This window comes from Brachybacterium sp. sponge, assembly GCF_001613775.1.
GTDB classification, from domain to species: domain Bacteria; phylum Actinomycetota; class Actinomycetes; order Actinomycetales; family Dermabacteraceae; genus Brachybacterium; species Brachybacterium conglomeratum.
Genome location: NZ_LRMP01000001.1, coordinates 1,150,390 through 1,162,397 on the forward strand (window position 1 = coordinate 1,150,390; position 12,008 = coordinate 1,162,397).

The 12,008-nt window shown below is 72.8% G+C and carries 11 protein-coding genes; 5 read left to right on the forward strand and 6 right to left on the reverse strand.

Features of this window, described 5'->3' with window-relative positions; translation table 11 throughout:
* Positions 1 to 206 precede the first annotated feature (206 nt).
* Positions 207 to 2,189 carry a sigma-70 family RNA polymerase sigma factor gene (locus A4A78_RS05020; RefSeq protein WP_062947267.1) on the forward strand — a complete coding sequence of 661 codons (1,983 nt, stop codon included), beginning with the start codon at positions 207 to 209 and terminating at the stop codon, positions 2,187 to 2,189.
* 120 nt (positions 2,190 to 2,309) lie between these two features.
* Here the strand turns inward: A4A78_RS05020 and A4A78_RS05025 are convergent, their stop codons facing one another.
* On the reverse strand, positions 2,310 to 2,951 hold the full coding sequence (locus tag A4A78_RS05025) for a CoA transferase subunit B (protein ID WP_062947268.1): 642 nt from the start codon (positions 2,949 to 2,951) through the stop codon (positions 2,310 to 2,312).
* Between the two features lies 1 nt (position 2,952).
* Positions 2,953 to 3,672, reverse strand: coding sequence for a CoA transferase subunit A (locus A4A78_RS05030; RefSeq protein WP_062947269.1), 720 nt, complete (start codon positions 3,670 to 3,672; stop codon positions 2,953 to 2,955).
* A 354-nt stretch (positions 3,673 to 4,026) separates the two neighbouring features.
* On the opposite strand from A4A78_RS05030, the gene A4A78_RS05035 reads away from it, so the two are divergent.
* Positions 4,027 to 5,523 (forward strand): sodium:solute symporter, encoded by a 1,497-nt coding sequence (locus A4A78_RS05035; protein WP_062947270.1) that lies wholly within the window; start codon positions 4,027 to 4,029, stop codon positions 5,521 to 5,523.
* Between the two features lie 129 nt (positions 5,524 to 5,652).
* Positions 5,653 to 6,546: a TetR/AcrR family transcriptional regulator gene (locus tag A4A78_RS18080; RefSeq protein WP_231880843.1), complete on the forward strand. Its 894-nt coding sequence runs from the start codon at positions 5,653 to 5,655 to the stop codon at positions 6,544 to 6,546.
* A 42-nt stretch (positions 6,547 to 6,588) separates the two neighbouring features.
* Here the strand turns inward: A4A78_RS18080 and A4A78_RS05045 are convergent, their stop codons facing one another.
* The 3 genes from A4A78_RS05045 to A4A78_RS05055 all read right to left on the reverse strand — a co-directional run bounded on the left by A4A78_RS05045 (position 6,589) and on the right by A4A78_RS05055 (position 8,185).
* Positions 6,589 to 6,966: a hypothetical protein gene (locus tag A4A78_RS05045; RefSeq protein WP_062947272.1), complete on the reverse strand. Its 378-nt coding sequence runs from the start codon at positions 6,964 to 6,966 to the stop codon at positions 6,589 to 6,591.
* A gap of 88 nt (positions 6,967 to 7,054) precedes the next feature.
* Positions 7,055 to 7,192 (reverse strand): hypothetical protein, encoded by a 138-nt coding sequence (locus A4A78_RS05050; RefSeq protein WP_231880844.1) that lies wholly within the window; start codon positions 7,190 to 7,192, stop codon positions 7,055 to 7,057.
* Positions 7,193 to 7,453: 261 nt separating this feature from the next.
* Positions 7,454 to 8,185, reverse strand: coding sequence for a GAF and ANTAR domain-containing protein (locus A4A78_RS05055; protein ID WP_010549382.1), 732 nt, complete (start codon positions 8,183 to 8,185; stop codon positions 7,454 to 7,456).
* Positions 8,186 to 8,657: 472 nt separating this feature from the next.
* On the opposite strand from A4A78_RS05055, the gene A4A78_RS05060 reads away from it, so the two are divergent.
* Together A4A78_RS05060 and A4A78_RS05065 are read left to right on the forward strand one after the other, a co-directional pair.
* Positions 8,658 to 10,208, forward strand: a complete 1,551-nt coding sequence (locus A4A78_RS05060; RefSeq protein WP_062947273.1) for an alkaline phosphatase — start codon at positions 8,658 to 8,660, stop codon at positions 10,206 to 10,208.
* 21 nt (positions 10,209 to 10,229) lie between these two features.
* On the forward strand, positions 10,230 to 11,075 hold the full coding sequence (locus tag A4A78_RS05065) for a polysaccharide lyase family protein (protein ID WP_062947274.1): 846 nt from the start codon (positions 10,230 to 10,232) through the stop codon (positions 11,073 to 11,075).
* A 58-nt stretch (positions 11,076 to 11,133) separates the two neighbouring features.
* On the opposite strand, the gene A4A78_RS05070 is transcribed toward A4A78_RS05065, so the two are convergent.
* The gene (locus A4A78_RS05070; protein WP_062947275.1) at positions 11,134 to 11,853 is read right to left on the reverse strand and encodes a GAP family protein; all 720 of its coding nucleotides are present in this window, start codon (positions 11,851 to 11,853) and stop codon (positions 11,134 to 11,136) included.
* Positions 11,854 to 12,008 lie beyond the last annotated feature (155 nt).

Consider the following 12,008-nt stretch of genomic DNA (forward strand, 5'->3'; position numbering starts at 1 on the left):
CAGGGCCGGGCGGCCCCCGGTGGGCGCCCTGACCGTTCCACGCGCCGGCACGCGCTTCGTGACGCGCGTCGTCGAATCTGTGACCCACTGGTGACCTTTCGCACAAATAGGACATACTGGGGCAAGTCGCCCGTGGTCCTCCTGAGGGCCGGCGGCGACGTCACCGGTGGAGCCGCACGTCGCGGCTCCGAGAAGGGAATGGCCGAATGCTGACGGAGTCGGAGCCGGAGCCGGGTCCTCGCCGCCGCGGCGGCGCCTCCGAGGCGCTCTCCGAGGACGCCCTGCTCGACGCCGTGCGCGCCGGCGACACGGGCGCCTATGCGGAGCTGTACCACCGCCATCATCACGAGGCGCTGCGCCTGGCGCGGAGCCTCCCCGGTCATCACGACCCCGACGACGTCGCGCAGGAGGCGTTCTTGAAGATCCTCAAGTCGATCCTGCGAGGAGCGGGCCCGCGCCGCGGCTTCGCGCCCTATCTCATGCGGGTGGTGCGCAACGAGGCCGTGGACCGCGGACGCCGCGCCCACGAGGACGCGGTCGAGGACCTCGAGCGCGCCGCGCCCGGCCGCCTCGTCTCCTCCGACGGCGTGGACGAGCTGTTCGACCGTCAGCTGGTCCGCACCGCCTTCGCCCGCCTGCCCGAGACCTGGCAGCGGATCCTGTGGCTGACCGAGGTCGAGGGGGAGACGCCCCGCGCCCTCGCCCCTCAGCTCGGCCGCAGCCCGAACGCCATCTCGCAGCTCTCGCGCCGGGCGCGCGAGGGGCTGCGCGCCGCCTGGCTCGAGGCCCATCTCGACACCGCCCACGCGTCCCCGCTCTGCCGCAGCACTGCCCGGGACCTCGACGACCTCGAGCGCGGCCGTCTCACGCCCGCCCGGGCCGCGGGCGTCGAGCGGCACCTCGCGGCCTGCCCGCGCTGCGCCGCCGCGCGCGAGGAGCTGCGCGGCCTCGCCGTGCAGATGCGCTCGGTGCTGCTGCCGGTGGTGCTCGGCTCGCCGCTGCTGCTCCAGCACCTCACCTCCGACGTGGCCGCCGTGGGCCCCGCGGCCGATGGGGCTCCCGCACCGCGCACCGCGCTGCGCGTCCTCGAGCCGGTCGGGGCCGGGGGAGGCGGTCTCGGCGCTCTCCGGTCCGCCGTCTCCGCCCATGCCGGGGCGCTCGTGACCGCCGGGGCGATCGCCGCCGTGGTCGTCGGCGGCATGGTGCTGCTGGACCCCTCGAGCGTGAACGGCCCAGTGCTCGGCACCGCGGCGACCTGGACCGACGAGGACGAGCCCGAGGACGGCGAGGGGACCGCGGCCGGCCGGGCGCAGGACGACGCCGCAACGACCGCCTCCCCGTCCTCCCAGGGCGGCCCGGGGTCCGCGGGGGCGACGCCCGCGACGACCGACGGCACCACCACCCCGGTGCAGGTCCCTGCGGTCGGCGAGGACCAGGCAGGCACCACGACGACCGCGAGCGGCACCGCCGACGAGGACCCCGCCCTGCCCGACTCGCCGACCGGTCTCGCGCCGATCGGGGCGGGCCAGGAGACCGGCGCCCCGTCCGCGACGCAGGCCCCGGGAGGCGGCGCGACCGAGGAGGGCGCGGCGCCCGGATCTCCCACCGCTCCCGGCGGCGCCGAGGACGGCGCGGCCGGCGGGACGACGCCCGACGGCACCCCGACGGGCACCCCGGCGACGGACGGACCCTCGACGGGCACGCCCTCGGACGGTGACCCCTCGGGCGGTGAGACCCCGGCGGACGGCTCCCCGTCGGGCGGCGGCACGACGGACGACCCGGAGAAGGACCCCGCGACCCGCCCCACCCCGCCGGATCGCCCCGCGCAGGTCCCGCTGCCCGGCCTGCCCCGACCCACCCTCCCGCCCGGGGACACGGACCCCGAGATCGTGGTCGGCGAGGGCGCCGCCGGAGGGCCCGGCGGCGGCACCTCGACGGAGGGCACTCCCGTCCAGGACGGCTCCGGGGACGGCACCGGCGGCAGCAGCGGGCAGATCATCATCAGGCCGATGCCGCCGCAGCAGGGGACCCGTCCCGGGCCCATGCTGCCGCCGGCGTCCCAGGGCCCGGGAGTGCTGATACCGCTCCCGACCCCGCCGCCCGGCGACTCCCCGCCGCCCGGCGACTCCCCGCCGCCCAGCGACGGCGGCGGGGAGACCGGCGGCGGTGAGGCGCGCGTGGAGGGCTGACCCGCATCCGGCTCCGTCGGTCGGGCTCGTCGGTCGGGCTCGTGCGCAGGCCCGGCCCGAGTTCGTGCGCTGACTCCGGGCCGGCCCGTGCGCAGGACCGGTCCGGGTGCGCGGCGGACCTCAGCCGGCGAGGCGGACGGTGAACTCCGGCTCGGTGACCTCGCGGACGTCGTCCTCGGTGACGTCGGGGGCGAGCTGGGTGAGGACGAGTCCGTCGGCGGTGATGTCGAGGACGGCGAGCTCGGTGATGATGCGGTTGACGACGCCGACGCCGGTCAGCGGGAGTGTGCATTCGTGGACGATCTTGGCGGTGCCGTCCTTGGCGGCGTGCTGCATCATCACGATGACGCGGCGGGCGCCGGCGACGAGGTCCATCGCTCCGCCCATGCCCTTGACGAGCTTGCCGGGGATCTGCCAGTTGGCGATGTCGCCGGTGGCGGTGACCTGCATGGCGCCGAGGATCGCGGTGGCCATCTTCCCGCCGCGGATCATGCCGAAGCTGGTGGCGGAGTCGAAGATCGCGGCGCCGGGGCGGAGGGTGATGGTCTGCTTGCCGGCGTTGATGAGGTCGGGGTCCTCCTCGCCCTCGTAGGGGAAGGGGCCCATGCCCATCACGCCGTTCTCGGACTGGAGGGTGATGTCCACGCCGCCCGGGAGGTTGTTGGCGACCAGGGTGGGCATGCCGATGCCGAGGTTGACGTAGTCGCCGTCGCGCAGCTCGGCCGCGGCGATCGCGGCCATCTCGTCACGGGTCCAGGCCATGTCAGGCCACCTCCTGGTTCTGGTCGGGGCGGGGGCGGGTGGTGCGCTGCTCGATGTCCTTGGCGGCGGTGGAGCGCATCAGGTGGTGCACGAACACGCCGGGGGTGTGGATGTCGTCGGGGCCGATCTCGCCGGGCTCGACGAGGTGCTCGGCCTCGGCGAAGGTGGTGCGCCCGCACATCGCGGCCAGGGGGTTGAAGTTCCGGGCGGTGAGGCGGTAGCGGAGGTTGCCGTAGGTGTCGGCGGTGTGGGCGTGGACGAGGGCGATGTCGGCGTCGATGGCGCGTTCGAGGACGTAGTGGCGGCCGTCGAACTCGGCGACGGGCTTGCCCTCGGCGATGGGGGTGCCGTAGCCGGTGGCGGTGTAGAAGGCGGGGATGCCGGAGCCGCCGGCGCGCATCCGCTCGGCGAGGGTGCCCTGGGGGACGAACTCCACGTCGAGCTTCCCGTCGATGTACTGCTGCATGAAGTACTTGTTCTCGCCGACGTAGCTGGAGAGGACCTTGTCGATCTGGCCGTTCTCCAGCAGGATCCCCAGCCCCTTGCCGTCCACGCCGAGGTTGTTCGAGGCGACGGTGAGACCGCCGACCCCGCTGTCGCGCACGATCGCGATGAGATCGCTGGGGATGCCGCACAGCCCGAATCCCCCCACCGCGATCGTCATCCCGTCGCGCAGCGTCTCGCCGAGCACGGCGGCGATGTCGTCCGAGACCTTGGACATCGATGTCCCTCCTGTCAGTCGGTGCGCCCGGTGCCGGGGTCGGCGACGGTGCCGACGGCGGGGGCGGATCGCCCTCGAGCCTATGCGCCCGCGGTGACCGGCGCCACGAGACCGGGGTCGAGCGCCCTGCCGAGGGCGGCACGGGACCCGCTGCGCGAGACCGGGCTCCCGGTCGCCAGGAGCCGGGTGCCCCGCCGTCGGCGGCCGCGGGTCCGCCGTCCCGGGGTTGCCCCGTCGGCCCGGGTGTGAGCGAATGGGCGGCCGTGCCCCGCATCGGCCGCGCCGCCGACCGACCGCCGCCGGCCGCGTCGCCGCGGGGCCGCCGTCGACAGCGGACCTCGAAGGAGAGCGGACATGCAGACGATCGACCTGCTGGTGATCGCGGCCTATCTGGTCGCCACTGCCTGGCTCGGCCTGAAGCTCAGCGGGAAGCAGACCGGGCTGAAGGACTACTTCCTGGGCGGGCGGGACCTGCCGTGGTGGGCGGTGTGCCTGTCCGTCGTCGCCACCGAGACCAGCGCCCTGACCGTCATCGGGATCCCGGTGATGAGCTACCTGGGCAACCTCTCGTACCTGCAGCTCGGCCTCGGCTACATCCTGGGCAGGGTCGTGGTCGCCTTCTTCATGCTGCCCCGCTACTACGACGGCGAGATGATCACCGCCTACGCCTACCTGGGCAAGCGGTTCGGGACGAGCACCCAGACCACCGCGGGGGTCACCTTCCTGATCACCCGCCTGCTGGCCGACGGGATCCGGGTGCTCGCCGCCGCGATCCCGCTGAAGGTGATCCTCGACGGGCTGGGCGTGGACCTCTCCTACTTCGCGATCACGGTGATCCTCTCCGTCGTCACGATCCTCTACACCTTCATCGGCGGCATCACGGCCGTGGTGTGGGTGGACGTGGTGCAGATGCTGCTCTACGTGGTCGGCGGCCTGATCGCGATCGCCGTCGTCGTCTCCTCGATCGGCACCGGCTGGCTGGGCGAGGCGGCCGAGGCCGGGAAGAGCCAGGTCCTCGTGTGGTCCGGCAGCCCGTTCAGCGGCGACGACACCTTCCTGGTCTCGGTGCTGGGCGGCGCGGTGTTCGCGATGGCCTCCCACGGCTCCGACCAGCTGGTCGTCCAGCGCCTGCTCGCCTGCCGCTCGAAGGCCGAGGCGCAGAAAGCGATCATCGTCTCCGGCGTCGTGGTCACCGTGCAGTTCGGGATCTTCCTGCTGGTGGGGCTCGCGCTATGGGGCTGGTACGGCGCCGCCGCCCCGGCGGAGCTGGGCCTGACCCGTGACGACGAGATCTTCCCCCTGTTCATCGTCGAGGAGATGCCCGCGGGTGTGTCCGGGCTGCTGCTGGCGGGGATCCTCGCCGCCGCGATGTCGACCCTCTCCTCCTCGCTATCCGCGCTGAGCTCCTCGACCGTCACCGACGTGGTCGCGAAGCTGCGTCGCACCCCGCTCAGCGACGCGGAGGGCCTGCGGATCGGCCGCTGGGCCACGATCTGCTGGGGCCTGGCCTTCATCGCGCCGGCCACGATCTTCCGCTCCGACGAGGGCAGCATCGTGGTGCTCGCCCTCGGCGTCGCCGGCATCACCTACGGCGGGCTGCTGGGCGCCTTCGTGCTCGGGATCGTGAACCGCAGGGCCAGGTCGGCCGACGCGAACATCGCCTTCGTGCTCGCCGTGGCGGTCAACGCCTTCTTCTTCGTGATGGAGAAGTACGTGATCGGCGAGGTGTGGGTGGCCTGGCAGTGGTACCCGCTGCTGGGCGTGCTGGTCACCCTCGCCGTCGGCGGCGCGCTGTCGCTGCGGCACCGGGGTACGCAGTCGCCGGAGACGGCGGGCAGCCTCCGGTCGTGAGGGGCATCGGCGTCGCGGGGATCGCGCCGGAGTCAGCCGTCCCGATCGGGCCGGGGAGCCGGTGACGCGTCCGGTGCCTCGTCGCGACCGTGCCCGTGCGCGGCCTCCCGCACCCCGGGGATCGGAGTCGTGCCGGAGAACTCGAACGCGAGGGCGTCCGTGCAGGTGATCGAGGAGAACGGGCTGCGTCCGGGCGGATATGCAGTAATCTTCAATCACGGCGCCATGACACCGATCACGGTCGGCGCCTGCAGCCAGGTCGTCGGCTGCCGCCTCAGCCCCGCGGGACCACAGATGAGGAGAACGATGTCTGCACAAGGATGCACGGTCGACAGTCCGGAGGCCCCGCGGCCCATCGCGAAAGGGTCGGGCGCCACGACGTCGGCGAGACCGGCAGGGGAGGAACCCCCCGAGACCCGCGCCGGTGCTCGAGGACGCCGCGAGGAGATCATCGACGGTGCAGCGGAGATGTTCGCGGACCACGGCTATCACGGCTCCAGCCTGCGCGAGATCTCGAAGCACATCGGTATCTCCCACTCAGGGATGCTGCACCACTTCGACTGCAAGACCGCGCTGCTCGACGGCGTGATCGACCGGCTCGAGGAGCACGCCCAGAGCGCCCTGGACCGCGCTCCGGAGCTGCGCGCGAACCGGCGTGCGCTGCTGCAAGGGCTCGTCGAGCTCTGGCACCCCGCTCTTCTTCCGATTCGTCTGCTCGCCACGCTGGATGCGGAATCCGTCAGCGAGGACCACCCCGGTCGCTACCGGATGGCCAGGCTGCGGAAGGTGCACGAGCACATCCTGGAGGACTGCTTCACGAGTTTCGCCGAGCAGGGGCTCCTGCGTGCCGGAACGGATCCGGCTTTCGCGGGACGCGCCCTGTTCGCCCAGGTGCTCAACCTCGCCGTTCGTGAGAAGACCGTGCAGCCGCTGCAGCACCGCTCCCATGACGATGCGCCGCTGAAGGACCTGGCCATGCAGGTGGACATCTTCTTCCTCGAGGAGCAGCTCTCGGCCGATTGACGGTGGTGTGCTCCTGGGCTGCCCTGTCCTCGCGGACGTGACTCAGCGGTCGTCCCGATAGCGGTCGGAGAGGGCGCTCTCGTCGGCGCCGAGAGCATCGAGGGCGGAGCCCAGCCCCGACGGCATGTCGAGGCGCACCACCTGGTGCACCGCACCGAACCGGCCGAGGCGCAGCAGAACGCTGCCCGCTGTCCGATCCACCTCGACAGCGAGGAGCTCGCCGGTGGCGTCCTGACCCACCAGGATCTCTCCCTCGTCGACCGAGTAGGGTTCGCCGGCACGCAGCTCGAGTTCATGCCTGCCGCATATCTCGTACTCGAAGCTCCCGGCGGAGTACCACGTCTGCGGTGGTGCCGTGCATCGACGGACCTCGCATCTGCGCGGGAACATCTCGGAGTTCTGGTGCTTGTGAAGTGTCATGAAGGCTTCCACTCTCCCCGGTCCAGAGGTCCGCGGACGTTCGGAAGGGTAGGCCTGCCTTCCGGCACGGGACGATGAGCGCCTGCGGTCAGCCCTTGTCGCGGTGCGGCAGGCCTCCCTGCTCCTCGAGCCTGAGCGCGCTGCCCATGGCGAAGGAGATCGGTGCCCACTCGCCGACGAACAGGCCCCAGCGGTCGGCCTGTGCGCGGGAGTCCTCGGCCTTCATCGCCGACATCCCCCATGTGGGCGAGGGAGAGGCCGATGGAGACGAGGCCGGCGGCGTACATGTGGTTCGCCATCACTCCCACCTCCTCGAGGAGGCGATGTTCGGAATCTCGGTTAGTGCATACCACCCTGGCACGCTCGGGTCCCGACCAGAAGGGGCCGGACCGATCGTATGGATATCGAGCGTGCGGTCGACCACGACATGGTGCCCGGTCCGGAACCGCATGCCGTCCGCGCCCCTCGGGCCCCCGCAGGAGCCGTCCTACGCGCGGAAGTGGTTCTCGAGGTAGTCCGGGTCCAGGGACGAGACGAGCTCGACGGCGAGATCGCGGAGCTTGACGTTGCGGTGGTTGGAGGCGTCCTTGAGGATGCGCATCGCCTCGGCGTGGGTGCAGCGGTTCTGGCCCATGATGATCCCCGCCGCGAGGCTGATCGCCGTGTGGGAGCTCATCGCGGCGTGCAGGTCGTGCTCGGCCTCGCGATGCGAGGCCAGGCGGATGGCGAGACGCAGGGCGCCCGAGGCCCGGTCGACCTCCTGCTGGATGCTCGCGATCACGTCCGCCTCGAAATGGTGGGGCGCGGGGGAGTAGACGTTCAGGCCGGCCCAGGCATCGTCGTCCACCTCGAAAGGGACGCCGAGGATGGAGCGCACGCCCTGTTCCGCAGCCGCAGGGAGATAGTCCGGCCACCGCGTGTCCTCGCGCACGTCGCCCACTCTGATCACGGTGTCCTCCCGGATCGCCGTCATGCACGGCCCGTCGGTGAAGCTGTTCTGCAGCTCGTCGAGGGCTTGCGCCTCGAGCCCGGAGGCCGCGGCGGTGCTCGCCTTCCTCTTCCGCAGCAGAGTCACCGCGCACCACGCCGGGGCGTCGCCATCCGAGATCTCCCGGGCGAGCATCGCGGTGAAGTCCTCGAGGAACGCGGAGATGTCGTCGCTGTGCAGGAGAAGATCCTGGAGCTCCTGTCGATCCATCGCGACTACGTCATCGGTCATCTCGGCTCCGTTCTTGCCGTGCGGGTGATCGGCCGTGGCCCGGGACGACCGACGGTCTTGACATCAACGGTACATTCGCGCGAGGCATACCCGCCCGGGGCGGCGCTGCAGAGCGAGCGGGAGGGTGCGCGAGCGGCGTGAGCGGGTTCGGCCGAGTGGTCAGCGCTCGCCGGACGATTCCTCTCTGCGGACAGTTCTCTCGGGGCGACCCGCACCGGATCGTGCACCACCGGCGCGTAGGACGCGTAGCGTCGAGCTGACCGCCGCGTGACGACGTCGCCAGATCCTGACTGTCGGCCTCTTCTGCGCCCACTGCGGGATCGGCTGAGTCCTCCGGGGCCCTGAGCACGCTGTGTCGGGAATCGGGCGAGGCGTCGCGGGATCGTCCGACCGATGTTCGCCGCGATTCATCCCGCGTCCATGTGCGACGGAGACGGTGAAGGAGCACCCCTGCCCCCGACCGGGAGTCCCCATGCCCAGCGCGCCCACCGCCGCCCCCGTCAGCCGTCGCCGCCTGCTCCAGCTCAGCGGCGCCTCCGCCGCCATGATCGCGCTCGGCATCGACGCCCCCTCCGTCGAGGCCGCCCCGCCGCCTGAGACCGCGGGGATGTTCTCCCTCGGCGTCGCCTCCGGCGCCCCGCGCCCCGACGGGGCCGTGCTGTGGACCCGTCTGGCCCCCGAGCCGCTGGCCGAGGACGGCCACGGTGGGATGCCGCTGAAGGAGGTGACGGTGCGCTTGGAGGTCGCGACCGACGAGGACTTCCGCGGCATCGTCGCCCATGGCAGGGCGCTGGCCCAGCCCGGCCTCGCCCACTCCGTGCACCCGCGCGTCGAGGGGCTCGAGCCCGGCACCGAGCACTTCTACCGCTTCCGGGTGGGTCGCGAGCTCAGCCCCGTCGGCCGCTTCCGCACCCTGCCCGCCGCGGGCGAGACCCCGGAGTCGTTCTCCTTCGGGCTCGTCTCCTGCCAGGCCTGGTACCACGGCCACTTCACCGCCCACCGCCACCTCGCGGCGGAGGAGGACCTCGACCTGGTCGTCTTCGTCGGCGACTACATCTACGAGTACGGCATCACGGAGACGAACCTGTGGCGCCAGGGCGCCGAGGTGGGCGAGGCGCACCGGGTCGAGATCGAGACGCTCGAGCAGTACCGTCTGCGCTACGCCCTGTTCAAGTCCGATCCGCACCTGCAGGCCGTGCACGCCCGCGCCGCGGCGGTCGCCGTCTGGGACGACCACGAGGTGCAGAACAACTACGCCGGCCCCCTCTCCGACACCGGCATCGGCGAGGAGGACTTCGCCCACCGGATTGCGGTCGCCTATCGCGCGTTCTACGAGAACATGCCGCTGGACGTCGCCGCGCTGCCCGAGGGCCGGGACACCGACATCACCGCCGGCTTCGACGTCGGCGCCCTCGCCCGCTTCTCCCTGCTGGACTCCCGCCAGTTCCGCGACGCGGAGCCGGCCGACGCCGACGAGCAGCAGCGCGAGGACCGCACCATCCTCGGCGCCGCGCAGGAGGAGTGGGTCGGCGAGCGGCTCGCGAGCTCCGAGGCGACCTGGAACCTGCTGGCCAACGGCGTGGTGCTGGTGCCGATCACCGAGGACCGCACCGACATGTGGGACGGCTTCCCGGCCGCGCGTCGGCGTCTGCTCGCCCAGATGGCCGAGGCGCAGAACCCGGTGATGCTCACCGGCGACATCCACAAGCACGTCGCCGCCGAGATCCCCGCCGACCCCGACGACCCGGGCGCGGAGCGGCTGGGCGTGGAGCTGGTGTGCACCTCGGTCGCCTCCGACGGGGACGGCGCCGAGGACGCCGGCAGCCCCGAGACCTGGACCCGGCACGACTACGTGAAGCTCTACGACGGCCGACGCGGCTACGTCCACGTGCGCCTGACCCCCGAGGAGATGGTCTCCAGCTTCCACATCGTGGACTGGATCGAGGCCGACGACACCGCTCCGAAGCAGCTCACCGCCCGCTTCACCACCCCCGCGGGCGATCCCCGCCTGATCCCGGCCTGAGCCGGACGAAGGAGCACCGCCATGAGCCCGCGCCCCGCCGTCGTCACCGGCCTCGCCGCCGAGCCCGCCCTCGTCGCGATCTCCCTGACCTGGGACTCGCTCGGCTTCGACCCGCTGATCGACCACTACCGCATCTACGGCCTTCCCGGCGGGACGGCCCCCGACACGGCCGACGAGTCCGCGCTGCTGGCCAAGACCGTCTACCCCCGCTTCCGGCACACCGGCCTGGACGTCGCCGGCGAGACCTGGACCTACGCGGTCCTCGCCGTCACCGACGCGGGGGAGCGGGGCGAGCCCTCCGCCCCGGTCACCGCCGACTCCGAGCCCTCGGTCACCGCGACCGGGGCCCCGGTGGCGACCATCGGGGACTTCGACGGCCGCACCCTCGAGCACCTCCTCGCCCCCGCCTCCTACGCGCAGATCCCCGGGCGGTTCCCCGACGCGCTGATCGAGTACGCGGACGGGACCGACGCACCCGGCGAGGCCTGGCCCTACCTGCTGCCCGGCCCGGGGGACGCCTGGGCGGGGAACAGGGCCTACCGCGCCCGCTGGACCGTGACGCTCGAGGGCGCGCCGAGCGAGGACCACGACCTGGCCCTCTGGCTCGTGGACACCACCCGCCTCGGCGGCGTGCTGCGCATCGCGGCGAACGGCGAGCACGTCACCGATCTCGAGCTGCCGATCGGTGCGACCCGCGGCTCCCGCGAGGGCGACGCGACCGTGCCCGGCACGGCGCTGCGCCGCGCCCTGCTCGAGCTGCCCGTCCCGGCCGCCGCGCTGCAGGAGGGGCAGAACGTCATCGAGCTCGAGCTCGCCGAGGGCGGCTGGGTCGCCTGGGACGCGCTGGGGCTGTTCGCGCGGCGGTGAGACCGGGCGGGGCGGGGCGTCGTCCGCGGCGGCACCGCTGCCGAGCGCCCGGCCTCGCTCACCGCAGCATGATCAGCTGGCGCAGCCAGGGCACGTGCCCGCCCAGCAGGGCGACCGCTCCGTCGGCCAGCACGGCGAGGCCGGCCAGGACGAGCACGGCCGCGAGCACCGTCCGCAGCATGCGCCGGCGCGGCGAGAAGATCTCGAGCACCCGCGCCACGATCTGCTCGTGGCGGCCGACGGCGGCGGCGACGATCACCGTCGCCAGCGGCAGCTGGTAGACGAGGTTCCACACCACCAGCAGCGCGATCCGCAGCGTGAGGTGCTGCTCCTGGGACGCCATCCCCACGGCGATCGTGAACGACGGATCGGCCAGCGCGGTCCCGGCGAAGGCCACCCCGCCGAGGACCAGCGGGACGGTGGCCAGGCGCTTCGGCGCGGCCCTCTCCTCGAGCGGCCCGTGCGGTCCGGGCGGCTGCGACGCGGCGCGGAACTGGTGCACGCCGAACCCGATCAGCGCCAGGCCCACGACCGCCTCGACTGCGCCGATCGCGTCGTTCGACTCCAGCACGGGATGCAGCCAGCGTCCCAGCAGGGTCAGCAGCGGGTGCAGCACCAGCGTCGCCGCGACCACGACCGCGACATACCCCGCGGCGAAGGCCAGCAGGTGCCGCATCGTGCCGCCGCGCAGCAGCATCCCCATGGCGAGCACCCCGCCGAGCACGTCCATCGTCACCACGGCGAGGCCGAGGAAGGCGAGGAGGCCGGCGAAGGTCATGGAGGCCAGCGTAGGACGCCGCGGGGACCGGAACGACCGGACGACCTGCACGGACCGGGGTGGGGGAATCCCCCGGCCGATGCCCCGGCGGGGCGCCCGCACGGGGCCCACGGAGGCGTCGGACCTCCGTCCTCGGGGGCGCCCGCACGACGTCC